15 protein-coding genes are annotated in these 18,600 nt (G+C 54.2%); 6 read left to right on the forward strand and 9 right to left on the reverse strand.

The annotated features are described in order from the left end of the window. Positions 1-338 precede the first annotated feature (338 nt). The 5 genes from BM231_RS08340 to BM231_RS08360 form a co-directional block, all read right to left on the reverse strand. Complete coding sequence (locus tag BM231_RS08340) at positions 339-1,466, reverse strand: ABC transporter ATP-binding protein (RefSeq protein ID WP_093518424.1); 1,128 nt, start codon at positions 1,464-1,466, stop codon at positions 339-341. Positions 1,467-1,481: 15 nt separating this feature from the next. Then, complete coding sequence (locus BM231_RS08345) at positions 1,482-3,146, reverse strand: alpha-glucosidase family protein (RefSeq protein WP_093518426.1); 1,665 nt, start codon at positions 3,144-3,146, stop codon at positions 1,482-1,484. A 5-nt stretch (positions 3,147-3,151) separates the two neighbouring features. Further along, a complete protein-coding gene (locus BM231_RS08350; protein WP_063319589.1) occupies positions 3,152-3,979 on the reverse strand; it encodes a carbohydrate ABC transporter permease in 828 nt (275 codons plus the stop codon). Beyond that, entirely contained in the window at positions 3,976-4,941 is a 966-nt protein-coding gene (locus BM231_RS08355; RefSeq protein ID WP_093518428.1) for a carbohydrate ABC transporter permease, read from the reverse strand. Before BM231_RS08355 ends, BM231_RS08350 begins: the two co-directional genes overlap by 4 nt. 116 nt (positions 4,942-5,057) lie before the next feature. Beyond that, entirely contained in the window at positions 5,058-6,332 is a 1,275-nt protein-coding gene (locus BM231_RS08360) for an ABC transporter substrate-binding protein (RefSeq protein ID WP_093518430.1), read from the reverse strand. 470 nt (positions 6,333-6,802) lie between these two features. Between BM231_RS08360 and BM231_RS08365 the strand changes: the two genes are divergently transcribed. From BM231_RS08365 to BM231_RS08385, 5 genes are all read left to right on the forward strand, one after another. Further along, complete coding sequence (locus BM231_RS08365) at positions 6,803-7,828, forward strand: substrate-binding domain-containing protein (RefSeq protein WP_093518432.1); 1,026 nt, start codon at positions 6,803-6,805, stop codon at positions 7,826-7,828. Between the two features lie 99 nt (positions 7,829-7,927). After that, positions 7,928-8,635, forward strand: coding sequence for an ABC transporter ATP-binding protein (locus BM231_RS08370; RefSeq protein ID WP_008552870.1), 708 nt, complete (start codon positions 7,928-7,930; stop codon positions 8,633-8,635). Beyond that, on the forward strand, positions 8,629-11,001 hold the full coding sequence (locus tag BM231_RS08375; protein ID WP_093518434.1) for an ABC transporter permease: 2,373 nt from the start codon (positions 8,629-8,631) through the stop codon (positions 10,999-11,001). Before BM231_RS08370 ends, BM231_RS08375 begins: the two co-directional genes overlap by 7 nt. Before the next feature lie 2 nt (positions 11,002-11,003). Continuing rightward, entirely contained in the window at positions 11,004-12,200 is a 1,197-nt protein-coding gene (locus BM231_RS08380) for an efflux RND transporter periplasmic adaptor subunit (RefSeq protein WP_093518436.1), read from the forward strand. Between the two features lie 5 nt (positions 12,201-12,205). Then, a complete protein-coding gene (locus BM231_RS08385; RefSeq protein WP_093518438.1) occupies positions 12,206-13,150 on the forward strand; it encodes a RipA family octameric membrane protein in 945 nt (314 codons plus the stop codon). 6 nt (positions 13,151-13,156) lie between these two features. On the opposite strand, the gene BM231_RS08390 is transcribed toward BM231_RS08385, so the two are convergent. Then, positions 13,157-13,876, reverse strand: a complete 720-nt coding sequence (locus BM231_RS08390) for a helix-turn-helix transcriptional regulator (RefSeq protein WP_208860195.1) — start codon at positions 13,874-13,876, stop codon at positions 13,157-13,159. 101 nt (positions 13,877-13,977) lie between these two features. On the opposite strand from BM231_RS08390, the gene BM231_RS08395 reads away from it, so the two are divergent. Then, positions 13,978-14,697: a glutathione S-transferase family protein gene (locus BM231_RS08395; RefSeq protein ID WP_093518442.1), complete on the forward strand. Its 720-nt coding sequence runs from the start codon at positions 13,978-13,980 to the stop codon at positions 14,695-14,697. Between the two features lie 40 nt (positions 14,698-14,737). On the opposite strand, the gene BM231_RS08400 is transcribed toward BM231_RS08395, so the two are convergent. The 3 genes from BM231_RS08400 to BM231_RS08410 form a co-directional block, all read right to left on the reverse strand. Continuing rightward, positions 14,738-15,250, reverse strand: a complete 513-nt coding sequence (locus tag BM231_RS08400; protein ID WP_425287813.1) for a peroxiredoxin — start codon at positions 15,248-15,250, stop codon at positions 14,738-14,740. Between the two features lie 80 nt (positions 15,251-15,330). Then, a complete protein-coding gene (locus BM231_RS08405; protein WP_093518446.1) occupies positions 15,331-17,367 on the reverse strand; it encodes a TRAP transporter permease in 2,037 nt (678 codons plus the stop codon). Between the two features lie 86 nt (positions 17,368-17,453). Beyond that, positions 17,454-18,473, reverse strand: a complete 1,020-nt coding sequence (locus tag BM231_RS08410) for a TAXI family TRAP transporter solute-binding subunit (RefSeq protein WP_063298405.1) — start codon at positions 18,471-18,473, stop codon at positions 17,454-17,456. Positions 18,474-18,600: the final 127 nt, after the last annotated feature.

Raw genomic sequence — 18,600 nt, forward strand, 5'->3', positions numbered from 1 at the left:
GAATTGTAACCGCATCTAAGTGCAATCACTGATTAAATTCTTTCACTTTTTAAGAAAGGGAACAAGTACCCTTGGTTGAGCTCAGCCAAAGAATACCAGGTGCCAGCTCAATCCTTGCTTGATTCTGGAAGGCTAACCTTGCGGTTTCTGCCAGTAATCAAACCTCCCCTAACGGACTAGTCAATTGGTATGATCGAGCCTGATTCAGTCTAAAAAAATCAGCTATTTAATCGTTTTAAGAAATGAAGAGGCGTCTCAGAAAAAGTAAACGCTGCACACAAGGTGCAGCGCTGGAACACTATGCCAAATTGGAGTGAGCCTGTGAGCAATTTTATTTATCACGCACCCTCAAGAGTTGCAGTCTTTTCATGTTGACCTAACGTTCCCAATTTAGAAAACGCGAATCCGTCACCGCCAAACACATGCGCATGGCTACAATCCAGCTTCACTTTGCAGCTTTCACCGGCCTTCGCAGTAGCATCGCCCCTGCCCTGAACGGTGATCAAAGAACCGTCGGTCAAGCGCACATGCAGGAAGTGGCTCTCGCCAAGTTCCTCAATAACCTCGACCTTCCCGGAAAGCTCGCCTTCCGTTCCGCTGCCCATATGCTCAGGGCGAATACCAAACTCAACCTTATCGCCAACAGCAAGGCCAGTCGGATCAACAGCAACCTTCACAGGATCAGAACCGATAACCGACAGCTCAACACCGTCTTCAGCAACGCCTGTCACCTGCGCCTCAATGAAGTTCATCTTCGGCGACCCAATGAAGCCAGCCACGAACTTGTTGCGCGGACGATGGTACAGCTCAAGCGGGCTACCAACCTGCTCAATCCGGCCAGCATTCAGCACCACAATCCGGTCTGCAAGCGTCATTGCCTCCACCTGATCATGAGTCACGTACACCATGGTGGCGTCCATGTCCTGATGCAGCTTGGCAATCTCAATACGCATCTGCACACGCAGCGCCGCATCAAGGTTGGAGAGCGGCTCATCAAACAGGAAGACCTTAGGATTACGAACAATCGCACGGCCAATCGCCACGCGCTGACGCTGTCCACCAGAAAGCTGCTTCGGTTTACGTTCCAGCAACGGAGTCAGCTCAAGGATACGAGCCGCCTCCATCACCTTGTCTTTGATGTCCTCTTTTGAATGCTTGGAAAGCTCAAGGCCAAACGCCATGTTCTCATAAACATTCATATGCGGATAAAGAGCATAGCTCTGGAACACCATGGCTATCTTGCGTTCCTTAGGAGAGCGCTGGTTCACCAGATCTCCGTCAATGAACATGTCACCATCAGTGATATCTTCAAGCCCTGCAATCAGGCGCAATAAAGTCGATTTACCGCAGCCGGATGGCCCAACAAACACGATCAACTCGCGATCTTTGATCTGCAAGTCAACGCCGTGGATGATGCGGGTTGACCCGAAGTCCTTGACGATACCCTTGAGTGTTACATCTGCCATGGTGTTGCCCTCAGCTTAGTTCTTTGAGATTTGCAAGTAAGCCACTTGCCATGCAGGCAGGTTGAGTGCCTCGCCGTCCATTTCCGCACTAAATCCATGCCCCTCCAGCAACGCAGCAGAGCTGTACGCACCCAGAGCAACACGCATATCATTATTTGTCAGGTTGAAGACGCAAAGCACTTTCTCGCCTTCATGCTCACGCACAAACGCCAGCACATCTTCTCCCAAATCAACAAAGCCCAAAGACCCTTTTTGCAGAACCTTCTGGTCCTTACGCCACTGCAGGTACTTCGCTGTCCGGCGAAGAGGAGAAGCTTCATCTCCAGCCTGAGCTTCCGCACTGTGTTCCAGATGGTCTTGCGCCATTGGCAGCCAAGGCTTGCCAGTGGTGAAGCCACCGTCTTTGGTCCATGCAATCGGCGTACGACACCCGTCACGACCTTTATATTCAGGCCAGAACTCAATGCCATAAGGATCTTGCAGGTCTTCCAGAGCCACATCAGCTTCTTTAAAGCCCAGTTCCTCACCCTGATAAATGCATGGGCTACCACGCAGCGATGCGCTCAACGCCATCAAAGCTGGCGTGGCCACCTGAGGATCAACATCAGCAGGAAGCCGCGACCCCATACGCTTCACATCGTGGTTGGACATCGCCCAGCTCGGCCAACCCTCAGTCACAATGTTTTGCAGGTTGGTCACCCGCTCACGCACATACTTTGCAGTTGGCGTGTTGGAAAGCAGATCAAAGCTGTACGCCATGTGCAGACGTCCCTCACCAGAGGTGTACTGCGCCATGATCTCGCTGGCTTCATGCCCCGCACCAATCTCACCAACAGTGGTGGTGTTTGGATACTCGTTCATCACAGCCCGCAAACGCTCAAGGAACGGCAGATTTTCTGGCTGCGACTTGTCGAACTTGTGGTCCTGGAACGCATAAGGGTTCACGCCAGTCACATCCGCAAGACTATCCGGATCCGGATAAGGCGGGTTGTCACGCAGCTGTTTGTCATGAACGTAAAAGTTCACGGTATCCAAACGGAACCCATCAACACCCAGCTCCAGCCAGAACCGACCTGCATCAAGCACAGCCTGCTGCACTTCTTCGCAATGGAAATTCAAATCCGGCTGAGAACGCAGGAAGTTATGCAGGTAGTACTGACAACGACGGCTGTCCCACTGCCAGGCAGAACCACCAAAGATGGAGAGCCAGTTGTTTGGCGGAGACCCATCAGCCTTTGGATCTGCCCACACATACCAGTCAGACTTGCTGTTGGTTTTATTGCTGCGGCTTTCAACAAACCATTCATGCTGATCAGAGGTGTGCGAGATCACCAGATCGATCAGCACACGAATGCCCTTGCCATGCGCTTTGGCAATCAGCTCTTTAAAGTCGTCCAGAGAGCCGAACATTGGATCAACATCTTCATAATCAGAAACATCATATCCAAAGTCATCCATTGGCGACTTCATGAAAGGCGAAATCCAGATCGCATCAGCACCAAGATCGGAGATGTAGTCCAGCTTCTCTGTAATGCCTGGAAGGTCACCAATGCCATCGCCATTGCTATCTGCGAAAGACCGCGGATAGATTTGATAAATGACTGCGCCCCGCCACCAATCCGGATCGTTCGCCAGAACGCGATGGCTTGTATTTTCATTTATTGGGGTAGAGAGGTTCATTCCAGTTATCCTTTAACCGCACCAGCTGTAAGACCAGCGACGATTTTTCGTTGAAACACCAGGACTAGGACCACGATCGGGACGGTCACTAGCACAGAAGCAGCCATGATATTGCCCCATGGCAGCTCGTATTCAGTTGCACCGGACATCAGGGCAATCGCCACAGGCACGGTGCGAACTTCGTTGGATAGAGTAAAGGTGAGTGCGAACAAGAACTCGTTCCACGCACCGATGAAAGCAAGCAGACCAGTGGTCACCATCGCTGGCCACATCAGCGGCAGGAAGATCCGGCGCACAATGGTCAGCGGAGAAGCTCCATCAACAACAGCAGCTTCTTCAAGTTCCTTCGGCAGCTCCTTCATAAAGGTGGTCAGCACCCACACAGTAAACGGCAGGGTCAACACCGTGTTCGGGATAATCAAACCCGGCAGAGAGTTGTAAAGTCCCATGGAACGGATCAGCTCATACATGCCAGAAAGGATTGCCACCTGCGGGAACATGGAGACCGACAGGATCGTCATCAACAACAAGCCACGGCCCCGGAAGTGGATACGAGCCAGCGCATAAGATGCCGTCACTGCGATAATCAGCGACAGGATCACAACCGAGGTCGCCACAATCACCGAGTTCAGAATATTGAGACCAAACGGCTGCTCTTTGAAGATGGAGAAATAGTTCCCCGTCGTGAAGGATGTTGGAAACACGGACGGATTGAACAGCTCCTGCCCACTACGGAAACTCGTAACAATCGCGTAGTAGAACGGGAAGACCGAGAAAATCACGACCACAACAACGAGTGTGTAAAACAGAATAGACTTCATCTGCCTGTTCATGATTGTTCTCCTTCACCGGACTTCAGCCCACCAGCCACCACGGTAATGGTCGTCAGCAGAGCGATCACAATGAACAGCAGCGTCGCAGCCGCAGAACCATAGCCAACCTCCTGGAAGTCAACCAGTTGTTGCCTTGCATAGACTGACATGGACATGGTCGAGGTGGAGCTGGACGTCAGCACGTAAATCAGATCAAACACACGCAGCGCATCAAGACTGCGGAAAATCACAGCAACGATGATCGCCGGACGGATCAGCGGCAACGTCACCTTGAAGAACACACGGATCGGGTTGATGCCATCCACGCGGGCCGCCTCATAGATGTCGCCGGGCAACATCTGAAGCGCAGCAAGGGTCAGCAATGCCATGAACGGTGTTGTTTTCCAGACATCCACCATGATCACAGCCCACATCGCGGTGGAAGGATCAGCCGTCCAGGCAACCGGCTCAGACAGAATGCCGACACCCAGCAGAATTTCGTTAATCACACCAAACTGATCGTGAAGCATCCAGCCCCACATCTTGGCGGAAACAATAGTCGGGATCGCCCAAGGGATCAGAACCGCAGCCCGCACAAGGCCGCGTCCTTTGAACTCCGCATTCAGGATCAACGCAATGAGAAGCCCGAACAGAGTTTCTAAACCAACAGAGATGACAGAAAACCAGAGAGTATTCCAAACCGCATTCCACCACTCGGCATCAACAAGAACGCCATAAGCTTCTCCGTCATAATACGAGAGATAGTTCTCAAAGCCGATGAATTGAGACTGGCTGAGATCTGTGAGGTTTGCGTCGGTAAAACCCAACCAGATGGTGCGAAGCAACGGCCAGCCTGCAACAGCGGCCAAAGCAATCATCATGGGGGCGAGAAAAAGCCACGCGGCGCGCAATCTGGCAGAGCTCAGATTGGAGCGTTTTGCCTTACGAGTGGCTGTACCATCCTGCTGAAGAGCAAGGGTCATCCTCTGATCCTTGGTTTCTTTATTTCAGGGAAACTCCAAGGAACCACCCAGGAGCTCGGTTCAGTGTTGCGGCCATCGGGAGGCCGCAACACAGATCGCAAGTCTAGGGAGGAGACTTACCAGCCTTTACGCTTGATGCGTTTCAGGTTCTTTTCAAGTTTCGCAAGGGATGCCTCTGCTTCGGTCTTGCCGGAAAGCACGTCATGCACTGCATTGTAAAATGCATTGGAAACTTTGTTGTAGTTAGAGCCAGTTGCACGGGATGGACGTGCTACAGCGTTGGTGAAGGTGTCTTTCAACTGACCCATGAACGGGCTCGCTGCAAGAACATCCGCATCGGTGTACAGCTCAGCAATGGTAGGGTTGTAAGACCCCTCGATAGCGCGCTGTTTCTGGCTCTTCTTGCTGGTCAGGTACATAACCAAGCTTGCAGCTGCTTCTGGGTCTTTGGAGTATTTGGAAACAGCCAGCTGCCAGCCACCAAGAGTACCAGTCTGCTTGCCTTCTTCTCCACCCTTAGGCAGAGCCATCACGCCGATCTTACCTTTGATCGGGGAATCGTCAGCCTGCCCCAGAGACCATGCATAAGGCCAGTTCCGCATGAACACCGCATTACCGGACTGGAACACACCGCGTGCATCTTCTTCCTGATAGGAAAGAACACCAGCCGGAGCAATTGTACCGGTCCAGCTCGCTGCGAGTGACAGAGCTTTTGCAGCTTTTTCGTTGTTGATGGTGATATCGCCATCAGCGTTCACAACATCGCCGCCGCCGAAGCTGTCGACCCACTCAAGAGCGTCACAGGTCAGACCTTCATAAGCCTTCGCCTGATAAACAAAGCCCCACATTTTGCTGTTGCCAGCTGCGCGTTCAGCATCCTGAATTTTCTTCGCGCTTGCAGTCAGATCACCCCAGGTTTCAGGAGCCTTTTCACCATGCTTTTCGAGTAGGTCTTTGCGGTAGAACAGCAGGCCAGCATCAGTGTACCAAGGCATCGCAACCAGCTTGCCTTTGTAGGTGTTGTTCGCAACGATTGGCTGGAAGTGCATGTCTTCTGCGCCATTGGAATATGGCTTCAGATCAGCAAGGTGGCTTCCGAGGATACCTGGCCAGATAACGTCAATCTGGAAAACATCAATATCAGAAGAACCAGAGCTCAGGATCTGCTGGTAAAGGGCCAGCTGCTCGGTGGAAGATGCAGGTGCAGCGAAAAACTTGACGGTGTTGCCAGTTTCTTTGGCCCACTCGGTTGCAGCACCTTTACAGAGCTTAGCACCCTGACCAACGCTCCCACAAACAACGGTAACTTCAGCAGCCATTGCATAACCCGCAACGCCAGCCATACCAGCAATAGCAACAGCAGAACCTAATAATGTACGACGGATACCCATAATGGGACGCCTCCCTGTTTCGTCCATGGCCCTTGATTCAACGAATTCCCAATCGTTGTCTGGCCATTAATTACCCCTCCAGAGCGAAGGGCTCCCCAAACACTGGTCATCTTTCAAAAAGATTCCCAAAGCGCTTTGAGACAAGCAAAGTTTAGTCACCGGTCTAAGTCAATAGTAAAAATCCGTAGGAACTTTTGTGAGGCTGTCCATCTGGCGTCTTATTTTGCAACGCAGCACCCACAAAATAGCTGAATTCTCCTAAGTTTAGAGCTCGTCATATGTGGTATTTTACTGCATCTCTGAAAAATATCAGTTTTCCACTGTCTCCGTTACCGTTTCCAAAGCGCTTTGGAAAAGACAAAGGTCCTACTGGATTTTAGGGAGACTTCTGGGCTAGATTTCACACAAGCATGCGGGAGAAAAAGGGGCTATAAACGCGGCGCACAGCAAGTTTGAGCCATTGAAATATTATGAATCTTAAGAGTTTAGCCAGTCATCTCGGTCTTTCACAAACCACAGTCAGCAGAGCTCTGAACGGGTATTCTGACGTGTCTCTTGCTACCCGAAACCGGGTTTCAGAGGCAGCAAAGACCTATGGCTATCGCCCCAATGTCAACGCACGCCGTCTGGCAACCGGACGCTCCAGCGTAATCGGCATCGCCTTCCCCACTGACATGAACATGTTTCTCGACCCGCATTTCATCGAGTTTCTGACAGGTCTTTCAGAGAAGGCATCCGAGCTGGATTACGACATCATGATCTCCTCCTCGCAGAGTGAGGAAGTGGACGTCTACCGCCGCTTTGCGGAAAAAGGCACCGTCGATCTGGTCATCCTGTCCAACGTGGATCTGAGTGAAGAGCGCATCCGTCTGCTACAAGACCTCAACATGCCGTTCATCGTCCATGGCCGGACCGCCACCTGTGACAGTTACTCATACATCGACATCGACAACTACGGCGTCTTCCACGAGCCCACAAAGATGCTGCTGGAAATGGGTCACGACAAGATCGCGATCCTCAACGGCCATCCAAACCGCGTTTACGCCATTGACCGACTCAACGGCTGGCAGGATGCATTGAAGGAACGAGGCGTCACGCCAAACCCTGATTATATGCGTGCAGGCGCTATGTCAGAAGAAAACGGCTACACCTTCGCCATGGAGATCCTGCAGCTGGAAGATCGCCCAACCGCCCTGCTCTGCTCAAGCGTGGTCATGGCAAAAGGCGCCTACAGAGCCTGCAACGAACTTGGCATCAAGATCGGCTCAGAAGTCTCTATTGTTGCGCACGATGATAACGTACCTCTCGCACAAGCTGCGGATATGGACCCGCCATTGACGGTCACCCGTTCACCGCTTCGCGATGCAGGTCGTGAGATTGCGATCATGGCGATGAACTACCTCAAAGGCGCAGACATCAAAGAGCTGCAATGCCTCTGGCACCCTGAACTGATTTTCCGCAAATCTGTAGGCGCCCCGCCACGCAGCATCACCTGACCTAGGGAATTTACTCAATTCCTTGAGTGGGATCATTGCCATACAACTTGAGTTTGAGGCTATAGTGTAATGTAGCTGCACATTCAGGTTGGGGGCCCTATGCCAACGCCAGTATTCATCGCTGAAAACACCACCAAAACCTATGTCACCAACGAGGTTGAGGTGCACGCACTTCGCGGTGTCTCCATGACACTCTTCGAAGGCGAAATGGTTGTGCTGCTCGGACCATCCGGCTCCGGCAAATCCACCTTCCTGAACATCCTCGGCGGGCTCGACAACGCCACCTCCGGCACAGTCTCCTTCATGGGCAAGAACCTCACCGATTTCAGCGAAAGCGAACTGACCCGCTACCGGCGCGACTACGTTGGCTTTGTCTTCCAGTTCTACAACCTCATTCCCAGCCTCAATGCTTGGGAGAACGTGGCTCTGACAACCGAGATCGCCAAAAACCCGATGGACCCGCAGGAAGCGCTGGAACTGGTCGGCCTCGGCAAACGCTCCTCCCACTTCCCGGCAGAAATGTCCGGCGGTGAACAGCAGCGTGTCGCCATCGCCCGCGCCATCGCCAAGCGACCGGAAGTCCTGCTCTGTGATGAGCCCACGGGCGCACTCGACACCAAAACCGGCACATTGGTGCTGGAAGCCTTGCAGCGCATCAACAAAGAGCTGGGCACTACAACAGCCATCATCACGCACAACACTGCCATCCAGCAAATGGCAAACCGTGTCTACGTTTTCAAAGACGGCGCCATTGAGAGCACGCACGAAAACGAGACGCCCAAGCAGCCCTCGGAGGTTGCATGGTAGCTCTGCCCGTCCTTGACCGAAAAGTAATCCGCGACCTGAAACGCCTGTGGGCGCAAGTGCTTGCGATTGCTTTGGTCATGGCCTGCGGAGTGATGACGCTGATCCTCGCCCAGGGAGCCTACCGCTCTCTCAGCGAAACGCAGAAAACCTATTACGATCAATACCGCTTCGGCCACATCTTCGCGCAGGCCGTCCGCGCCCCCGATCACCTGAAAGACCGCATCGCCGCCATCGATGGCGTTGCAGCCGTCGAAATGCGCATCGTCCGCTCAGCCATTCTCGATATCCCGCAGATGGCCGAGCCCGCTGCCGGTATCGCCCTTTCCCTGCCTGCAGGCAGCAAGCCAGCCGTCAACCGCCTCTACCTGAGAGCAGGCCGCCTGCCAGAAGGCTCCCGCACCAACGAAGTCGCCCTCGACTCACGCTTCGCCAAAGCACATGGCCTCAACCCCGGAGACACCTTCAGCGCCACCCTGAACGGCAAAAAGCTCAACCTCGAAATCACCGGAATCATCCTCTCCCCCGAGTTCATCTACGCCCTCGGCCCCGGAGATCTGGTTCCCGATGACCGCCGCTTCGCTGTTTTCTTCATGGCCCAATCCGCCATGGAAGGCCTGTTCGATATGAAGAACGCAGCCAACGACATCTCCCTGAGGCTGCTCAGAGGAGCCTGCACACCCTGCGTTCTGGAAAAGCTCGACCGCCTGCTAAAACCCTACGGCGGCACCGGCGCATACAAACGCAAAGACCAGCAATCTCATGCGTTTCTGGATGCGGAACTCACCCAGCTTTCCGCAATGGCGAAGGTGCTCCCGCCCATATTCCTGCTGGTCTCCGCGTTTCTGGTCAACATGATCCTGTCTCGCCTGATCGCTTTGGAGCGCGAGCAGATCGGCCTGCTGAAAGCCTGCGGCTACTCTTCATGGTCCGTTGCCGGTCACTACGCCAAACTGGTTTCCATCGTCGCTTTCCTTGGCGTTGGCATCGGTTCTATGGCAGGCAACTACATGGGCCGCCTGATGACGCAGATGTATGCGCAGTACTTCTCGTTCCCCTTCCTCGTCTTCGATGAAAGCCCGGATCTCTACCTCATCGCCGCTATCATCTCACTGGCCGCAGCTCTGGGTGGCGCATTCTCCTCCATCATGAAAGCCGCCCGCCTGCCACCCGCAGTCGCCATGCGCCCACCAGCACCGCCGCGTTTCCGCAGTTTCCTCTCGCTCAAGTCCAGACGTGTACGCATCCTGTCTCAGCTCAGCACCATGGGCCTGCGCCATCTCATGCACAATCCGGTGCGCAGCCTACTCACCAGCCTTGGCGTCTCCTTCTCACTGGCCCTGCTCGTCTCTGCATTGTTCCTGACCAACTCCATGGACCACATGATCAACGTGGCCTTCAACAAAGCAGAAACCGCAGATGCCCGCCTGACACTCGCCGACGACAAAGCCCCCAGCGTGCTCGATGATATCCTGCGCCTGCCCGGCGTTCTCACCGCAGAAGCCTACAGGCAAGAACCCGTCATCCTGCGTTTTGGCCCAAAGGAGAAACGCGTCGCGATCACAGGCCGCCCAACCAACGCCAACCTTTCCCGCATTCTGGACCTTGATGAACGCGCCATCCAGATGCCCCGCACAGGCCTCATGCTGCCAACCCATCTCGCCAACCAGCTGGGCGTAAAGCCGGGTGAGATGGTCACCGTAGAGCTCACCAAACACAACTCCGTTGAGCGGCAGGTTCGCGTGTCCGGCACCGTCACCAGCTACATGGGCATCTCCGCCTCCATGCACATCGATGCCCTCAATGCCCTTGTGCCCACCGGTCCGCGCATCTCTGATCTGGCCATCAACATCGACCGCACACGACTTGATGACCTTTACGACGCTGTGAAGGAAACACCGGGCCTTGGCGGCATCGCCATGCAGATGCTCTCGCGCGAAAAGTTCCGCGAGCTCATGGACCAGAGCTTCACCTCCATGCTGGTGGCCTATATCACCATCGCCGTCATCGTGGCCTTCGGCGTGGTCTACAACGCCGCCCGCATCCAGCTGTCAGAGCGAGGCCGCGAGCTCGCCAGTCTCCGCGTTATTGGCTTCTCCAAGCAGGAGGTCTTCCATGTCATTCTGGTAGAGATGGCGATGATCGTCCTGCTGGCACAGCCCATGGGCTGGCTCATCGGCTACGGCATGGCAGCAGGGATGATACAGGGCTTCGCCAGCGATCTCTTCCGCGTGCCGCTTGTGGGGCTGCCAAGCACCTACGCCATCGCCAGTTTTGTCATTCTCACAGCCGCACTGGCCTGTGCGCTCATCGTGCGCCGCCGTGTAGGCAAACTTGATCTCATCAAAACCTTAAAAACGAGGGAATAGGAATGAACGGTAAATACGTCAAACGAGGCGCTTACATCGCTATCGCTCTGGTCGTTCTCCTTCTCTTCGGCTGGGCCTTGCAGGAAAAGCCAATCTCCGTTGAAACGGCCAAGGTCACCCGCGGTGATCTGGTGGTCACCGTGGAAGAAGACGGCAAAACCCGCGTGAAGGAGATCTACAAAATCTCCGCCCCAATCGCCGGAAGGGTCGATCGTTCCCTGCTGGAGGTTGGCGATAAGGTATCCCGCGGCGAAACCACAGTTGCCACCATCAACCCGCTCACCACCCCGTTTATGAACGCCCGCACCAAGGCAGAAGCACTGGCAGGCGTTGAAACCGCAAAAGCCGCTATTACACTGGCAGAAGCCCAGCTCGCCTCCGCCAAGGCAGAACACAAACTGGCCAAGTCAGAGCTCATCCGCGCCCAGCGCCTCAACCGCTCCAAAACCATCTCTGATGCACAGCTGGAGCGAGTGGAAATTGACGTCACTCTGAAAGCAGCCAAAGTCCAAAGCGCAGAAGCCCAGATCGCCCAACGGGGCAGCGACCTGCAAAGCGCCAAAGCCCGTCTGATTGAGCCGCACATCGCTCAGGATCCTGAACGTTCAGAAGAACTGGCCGTACGCATGATCTCCCCGATCAACGGCGTGGTCCTCAATCTGGCCGTTGAAAGCGAGCAAACCATCCAGTCCGGCGCCCTGCTGATGGAACTAGGCGATCCTGCAAATATCGAGGTGGTCGTGGACCTGCTCTCCACCGAAGCCGTGAAAATCGCTGAAGGCGCAAAAGCAACGCTGGTCGATTGGGGCGGCAACACCCTGAAGGCAACCGTCCGCCGCATTGACCCGGCTGGCTTCACCAAGGTCTCAGCCCTCGGCATTGAAGAGCAGCGCGTCAACGCCATTCTGGATCTGGATACCCCAGCTCTGGAACTCGGCCACGGCTTCCACCTGCGCGCCGCCATCGAAACCTGGCACGGCCAAAACGTCCTGCGCATTCCCATGACCGCCCTCTTCCGCGAAGGCAACGACTGGGCCACCTTCAAAGTCGTCGACGGCAAAGCCCACCTCCAACTCCTCACAATCGGCGCCTTCAATCAAGACATGGCCGAGGTCAGCTCTGGTCTGACCCAGAACGACACCGTTATCCAGTTCCCCGGAGACACTGTTTCTCACGGTACTGCAGTGGTAGCGGAGTGAGTATCATGACATCTGATCCCAATAGATATTTGAAAGAATTAGACCTTTACCCAGCATCTAACCCAGATGATGAAAGCAAAATTACTAAAGCGTTCGAAACGGCACTTGACACGCGGAAGTTTGAAATCCAGCTCTACTGGCAACGTGCAGCATACTTTTGGGCATTCACAGCAGCTGCCCTCACAGGTTTTGTAGCGATTCAAGCAATAAAAGGATCGGAGGTAACAGATGCCCTATCACTTCTGATTGCTACCGTTGGCCTTTTTGCAGCAACCGCATGGCACCAAGTCAACAAAGGCAGTAAAGCTTGGCAGGAGAATTGGGAAAACCACGTTGACTACCTACAGAAGCACGTAGTTGGAAATCTCTTTCAAGTTGTTTTGCTAAAAGATAGCACGAAGTTATTTTCTGTATCGCGCATCAATAGCCATATCAGCAGATCAATGATTTTACTTTGGCTCGCGCTAGTAACGGTATTTGGGATATTAGTTTGGGAAAAGGCAGGCTTTCCAGAACTTGAATTTCTTTCTACGGAACTTCTGAAAGCAGAAACACCAGGTTCAATCATCGGAGACGTAAAACCATCTATTTCAATCGCTGTCGAGAATCCAACCGTCACAGTAAAATTTGACGAGCAGACCGCCAAGCATAACAATCTCGATATCACTGCACTAATAATTGCATTCTTTGGTTCATTTTGGAGTCTGTTACTTTGGAGCGGCTGTTTAGGCTCCAGTTCTGAAAGCACACAACGCAGGATTAGAGATTATAACTCTCTTGATCCGCGTAGTTACAATCCGGGATGCTGTGAAAGGTCAACAAATGGGATAGCAAGTTTTTGGCAAAAACTAGGATGCGATGGAAGGTTAATAAGTGTCTTAGTATTTGGAATACCTTGGGTAATTGGAACGGTAAAGTTGGTCGATGCCGCCCTATCATACTTGTCTTAAACGGGTTCAATCAGCCTTCTCCGCCGCTTCTTTCTCCCGCCGTGCCAATTCCAGCTTCCACCAGCGATTGCGCAGGGTGACACGGTTTTCGCGGTAGCGGTCTTCCAGCACCTCCATGTGGGTGACGCGGTCTGTCCGGAACGCGCGGAAGTCCTTGCGCAGTTCACACCACGCCACGATCATCCGTGATTGCGCAAAGAACGTCAGGCTCAGCGGCCATATGAGACGCTCACTCATTTCGCCCTGCGCATCCTCGTAGATAAGTCGCAGTTTGTTTTGCCCGCGGATCGCCTTGCGCACGTCACTCAGCTCAATGCGCGCGGAGGGAATAGGTTCCACCCCCACATCCGGCGCATACAGTGGCGCTTCAATAAACTCATCCCGCGCTTCTGGAGAAAGCACCGCTGCTATCTTGGCAATCACATCACTGGCCGTGCGAATAAGCTGTTCATCCCCACGCACCTGCACATGGCGCAGCCCCATCATCACCGCCTCCAGCTCATCACTGTTGAACATGAGCGGCGGCAGATCATACCCTTCATCCAGCACATAACCAACGCCAGCCTCACCGCGGATCGGCACACCAGTCGACTGCAGGCTGACAATGTCGCGGTAAAGCGTGCGAACAGAAACCTCCAGCTCCTCCGCCATGGCATCCCCTGTCACCGGCCCTCGATGACGCCGCAACAGTTGAACGATCTGTAGCAACCGATCTGCCCTGCGCATGAACTCCTCCAAATAAGTTTGGAATGCGAAACACTCCTGACACAATGCTGTCAGGAGCACTTTGCTACCAATCCCCCACCAAACACAAGCGGAGAAAGCAAATGCTCACAAACCACAAATTCAGCGCAAAACTCGATGGTGTCAGCGCAAGCCCGTTTTGCCTGAAAGTAGACATCCTGCTCGCCATGGCAGGCCTGTCCTATGACGTTCTGGAAGGCCCAGCAGCATTGCAAACCGCCCCCAAAGGCAAGCTCCCAGTGATGAAGGACCAAGAAGAGCTCATCGCCGATTCCGAGTTCATCAGACGGCATTTGGTGATCAACTATAACGCTGATTTTTCAGGTGGTTATTCTGAGGCAGAACTGGCTGTGGCCCACGCTTTCATGCGCATGGCAGAGCATTCTCTGTACTTCGTGACCGTCTGTACCCGCTGGCTGCCAGATGAGAACTTTGCTGTTATCGAAGATCAGTTCTTCGGTATCCTGCCACCGGAAATGCGCAGCTCCCTTGCAAACGAATCCCGCAAAAGCGTCATCTCCAAAGTCAACAACCACGGTTACGGCCAGCACACATGGGAAGAGCGTCTCGCTCTGGGCCGCGCAGATTTGCAGGCCATCTCTACCCAGCTAGGCAACAAGCCATACCTGCTCGGCGATCGCCCGTGCTTTGCTGATGCTGCCGTAGGTGCGCAGATCCTCTGCACCCTCTCCAACCTGCCCTTCTCCGGCTGGAAAAAAACCGTCGAGCAGTTCCCCAACCTTGTCGCCTACGCCAACCGGATCAAAGAAGCCTACCCGGAGGAGGCAACCGAAGCCGCATAATCAAAACACCCCGCCGGATTGGTGCATCCGGCGGGGTTTGTCACCGAGCCCGCTTCAGGTAGGCAATCACGTCTTCAGCATTCTTAGCCGGATCACTCACCGGATACATGATGTGCTCACCCCCCCCATCTTTAAGGATCATGGTCAGCCTTTTAAGCAGAACCATGCCACCCGCTTCAAAGGTTGGCAGCTCCATTGCCTTCGTCAATTCCAGTTTCTCATCAGAAAGCAAGACAAACGGCAGATGCAAACGTTCAACGGCTTCAGATTGAAACTCAGTCGACTGAGTGGAAAGCCCAAACACCGCTTGTGCCCCGGCAGCTTTTAACTCACCAAAATGATCCCGGAACGCACAGGACTGCGGTGTGCATCCACGTGCACCCGGAATAAGATCCCACCCTTCAATCGGCCCCTCATTCGGAGGGCTCGTTCTTGGATATGCATAGACAACAGTGCGACTCGGTAATGCTGACAAATCAATCATCTCAGCATTAGTTGCCCGCAGTTTCAGCGCCGGAAGCTGCTGCCCAAGCAAACTCTTAATGTCAGTCACAACCACTCAAACCTTCTCCAATAAAAACCCCGCCGAACATTCTCATCCGGCGGGGCTATCTCACTCATAAAACATCGCCGCTAAGCGTCTTGCGTCATCAGCTGCTGGTTTTTGCGTGCCATCACTTGCCGCACCACAACAGGCAGCATAAGCGCACCGCCGATTGCCATGGTTTGTAAGCCCGGTGCGACGAAGAACATCGCCGCAAAGGCTGTCCAATACCGCTCCAACTTGTTCAGACCAGCCAGCATGTAACCAGAGAACGCCACGCCCAGCAGGCCAATGCCACACATGGCACCTGCAAGCGTTACGGTCAGGTCATACCAGGTGAACTCAGGCGTCACCAACAACAAGGCCGGAGAGTAGACAAATACAAACGGAACCAAAGCCTTCGCAATGCCAAGCCGGAAAGCGGTGTTACCTGTCTTGAACGGGTTCGCCCCCGCGATCCCAGCCCCGGCATAAGCAGCCAGCGCTACAGGCGGTGTAATGTCCGCCAGCACCCCGTAGTAGAACACAAAGAAGTGCGCCACCAGCGGCTGAACCCCCAGCAAGGCAAGCGCAGGTGCAGCAATGGAAACCAGAATGATGTAAGTCGCCGTTGTTGGAATACCCGCACCCATGATGATACAGGCAACCGCTGTAAACAGCAGCGTGAAGAACAACGTCAGCCCATTTTGCGTCACATACTCTGCAAGCATACCAGACGCGATGAAGCCACCCAGATCAGAAGCAGCCTGTGTCACCACAAACGAAAGCCGGAAGCCCGTCCCCGTCAGCGTCACCACACCAACAATAATGCCAACAGCCGCAGCGGCAGCCCCAACAGCAAGCGAGTACTTGGCTCCCGTTGCCAGCGATTCAATCAGGTCTTTGATGCCCATCCGGTTATGCGGGTTTAAAATCCCAACAACCACACACGCGGTAATCCCCCAAACCGCTGCAAAATCCGGTGTTTTACCGGAGATGATCAAGTAGACCAGAATGCCCAGCGGGATGACGGAGAGCCAATGCTGCTTCATCACCACCAATGCTTTCGGCAGCTCATCTTTGGTCAAACCACGCAAGCCAAGCCGCTTGGCTTCCAGATGCACCATCACGAAGATACCGAAGTAATGCAGCATCGCCGGGAACATCGCCGCAAGCAGCACCTCGCGGTATGGGATCTCCAGAAACTCCACCATGATGAAGGCAGCCGCCCCCATAATCGGCGGCGTAATCTGCCCGCCCGTTGATGCCGTCGCTTCAACAGCCCCCGCAAAGTGCGGCGGGTAACCAACCTTCTTCATGGCCGGAATGGTCAGTGAGCCCGTGGTCACCGTATTTGCGATGGAGCTGCCGGAGATCGTGCCCAGCATGGCTGAGGAGAAGATCGCAACTTTGGCTGGCCCGCCTGCATAGCGTCCGGCAATCACCGAGGCCAGATCGATAAACAACTGCCCAAGGCCAATGCGAGTGGCCAAAACCCCAAACAAAACAAACAAAAACACATACTTGGCAACCACCCCAATGGCGATGCCGTAGATGCCCTGGTTCGTCATGTAAAGATGATTGATAAGCCCCGTCCAGCTCGCCCCCGGATGCCGCAGAGCGCCCGGTGCGTACATGCCAAACACCGCATAGCCAACAAAAATCAGCGCAATCAGCGGCAGCGTTGGCCCAACAGACCGGCGCGCAGCTTCCAGCACCAGCACCAGCAGCACGGTACCCATGAACACATCAATCGGCGCAGGTGCACCAACACGGGAGGCAACCGCCTCAGCTGGCAGCAGTGGCAAATACATTGCAGCAGCCACAGCCATCACCGCCAGCACAATGTCCCACAGATGTACACCGCTCGGGCGCCACCACGCAGACGGCGCAGGCTGACTGCTCGTGCTCTTGATAAAGCTGAAGAGAACAAACACCAGCCCCAGCACAAACGAAAGGTGAATGCCGCGATGGACAAGCTCTCGAATAAGCCCGAAGCCGGACGCGTAATAATGATAAAGCGACATGGCAACGAGTGCCGCTGTTATAACAACAGCAAGCACCGGACCAGCCGCTCTGAATGTGAGGTCTGGATCGTACTTGCGCTCCAGCTCCTCAAGGGATTGATCTGTCGTATCCTGAGACATCAGCCCTGCGTTTCGTTTAGATTGAAAACAGCAGCGCCCGGCAGATATCTACCGGGCACCGCAAAATCATCAAAGATGGCGAGGCCTTACTTGATCAGGCCAGCTTCTTTGTAGAAACGCTCAGCACCCGGATGCAGCGGCACACCAAGACCGTCCGTCGCGCTTTCCAGCGTGATGGTTTTGCCTTTGGAATGGCCAACATCCAGCAGCTTGCGGGTCTTGTCGTTCCACATTGCTTTGGTGATGTTGTAGATCAGCTCATCGTCTTCTTTCGCGCTGGTGATCCACTGTGCACCAACGGTCAAAGTGGTTGTTGCATCAACACCCTGGTATGCACCAGATGGAATGTCAGAGCTTGCAAAGAAGCCGTACTTCTCAACCAGGCTCTCAGCTTCAGGACCTGTGATCGGAACGATCTTGATGTCTTCAGCAGACGCCAGCTCAACCACAGCACCAGTTGGGAAACCAGCAACCACGAAGAATGCATCCACCTTGCCATTGCGCAGTGCTTCCGCCGCAGCAGAACCCTTCAGCGCTTCAGCAGTGATGTCAGAGGTGGAAAGGCCATAAGCTGCAAGGATCAGGTTCGCATCCGTATATGTGCCAGATCCCGGCTCATCCAAAGACACGCGCTTGCCTTTGAGGTCAGCAACTGAGTTGATGCCGCTGTCAGCTTTTGCGATCAGGTGAATATGCTCTGGGAACAGCGCTGCAATCGAGCGCAGATCCTTCATCGGCTCTTTGCCTTCCATGGTGCCAGTACCGGAGAACGCCCAGTAAGCAACATCAGACTGCGCGAAACCAGAGTTACGCAGGCCGGAGTTGATCGCGTTCACGTTATCAACGGAACCACGGGAAGAAACAGCAGAAGCAATCAGACCCGGTACACCGCAAGACCCACCAGCATCACACGCACGAGAGCCCGGAGGATTGGAGATCGCATTGGCGATCATGCCGCCAACCGGGTAGTAGGTGTAAGCTGTACCGCCAGTGCCGATGGTAAAGAACTTAAGGTCCTGCGCCAAAGCCTGACCAGAGAACAGCGCCGCGCCGCCAACAATAGCTGCAGCTGTCGCCAATTTTGTAATGGAAGATAGAAGCGTCATAGCCCCCCCGGGAAAATATACGAGAGACAGGATACTCTACAGCGCATAAGCGCCATAAAATCGTCTGCCCCAAACACTATGAGAAGTCTGAGCAGTCACCGGAAAATCAAAAAGGACGCTCGACTGG

The sequence above is a fragment of the Pseudovibrio ascidiaceicola genome (assembly GCF_900114245.1).
In the GTDB taxonomy this organism is placed as follows: Bacteria; Pseudomonadota; Alphaproteobacteria; order Rhizobiales; family Stappiaceae; genus Pseudovibrio; species Pseudovibrio ascidiaceicola.

What these genes read in the sequence shown, in the direction of transcription:
- BM231_RS08340 (WP_093518424.1), bottom strand. Translation starts at nt 1,466, where the DNA reads ATGGCAGATGTAACACTCAAGGGTATCGTCAAGGACTTCGGGTCAACC.
- BM231_RS08345 (WP_093518426.1), bottom strand. Translation starts at nt 3,146, where the DNA reads ATGAACCTCTCTACCCCAATAAATGAAAATACAAGCCATCGCGTTCTG.
- BM231_RS08350 (WP_063319589.1), bottom strand. Translation starts at nt 3,979, where the DNA reads ATGAACAGGCAGATGAAGTCTATTCTGTTTTACACACTCGTTGTTGTG.
- BM231_RS08355 (WP_093518428.1), bottom strand. Translation starts at nt 4,941, where the DNA reads ATGACCCTTGCTCTTCAGCAGGATGGTACAGCCACTCGTAAGGCAAAA.
- BM231_RS08360 (WP_093518430.1), bottom strand. Translation starts at nt 6,332, where the DNA reads ATGGGTATCCGTCGTACATTATTAGGTTCTGCTGTTGCTATTGCTGGT.
- BM231_RS08365 (WP_093518432.1), top strand. Translation starts at nt 6,803, where the DNA reads ATGAATCTTAAGAGTTTAGCCAGTCATCTCGGTCTTTCACAAACCACA.
- BM231_RS08370 (WP_008552870.1), top strand. Translation starts at nt 7,928, where the DNA reads ATGCCAACGCCAGTATTCATCGCTGAAAACACCACCAAAACCTATGTC.
- BM231_RS08375 (WP_093518434.1), top strand. Translation starts at nt 8,629, where the DNA reads ATGGTAGCTCTGCCCGTCCTTGACCGAAAAGTAATCCGCGACCTGAAA.
- BM231_RS08380 (WP_093518436.1), top strand. Translation starts at nt 11,004, where the DNA reads ATGAACGGTAAATACGTCAAACGAGGCGCTTACATCGCTATCGCTCTG.
- BM231_RS08385 (WP_093518438.1), top strand. Translation starts at nt 12,206, where the DNA reads ATGACATCTGATCCCAATAGATATTTGAAAGAATTAGACCTTTACCCA.
- BM231_RS08390 (WP_208860195.1), bottom strand. Translation starts at nt 13,876, where the DNA reads ATGCGCAGGGCAGATCGGTTGCTACAGATCGTTCAACTGTTGCGGCGT.
- BM231_RS08395 (WP_093518442.1), top strand. Translation starts at nt 13,978, where the DNA reads ATGCTCACAAACCACAAATTCAGCGCAAAACTCGATGGTGTCAGCGCA.
- BM231_RS08405 (WP_093518446.1), bottom strand. Translation starts at nt 17,367, where the DNA reads ATGTCTCAGGATACGACAGATCAATCCCTTGAGGAGCTGGAGCGCAAG.
- BM231_RS08410 (WP_063298405.1), bottom strand. Translation starts at nt 18,473, where the DNA reads ATGACGCTTCTATCTTCCATTACAAAATTGGCGACAGCTGCAGCTATT.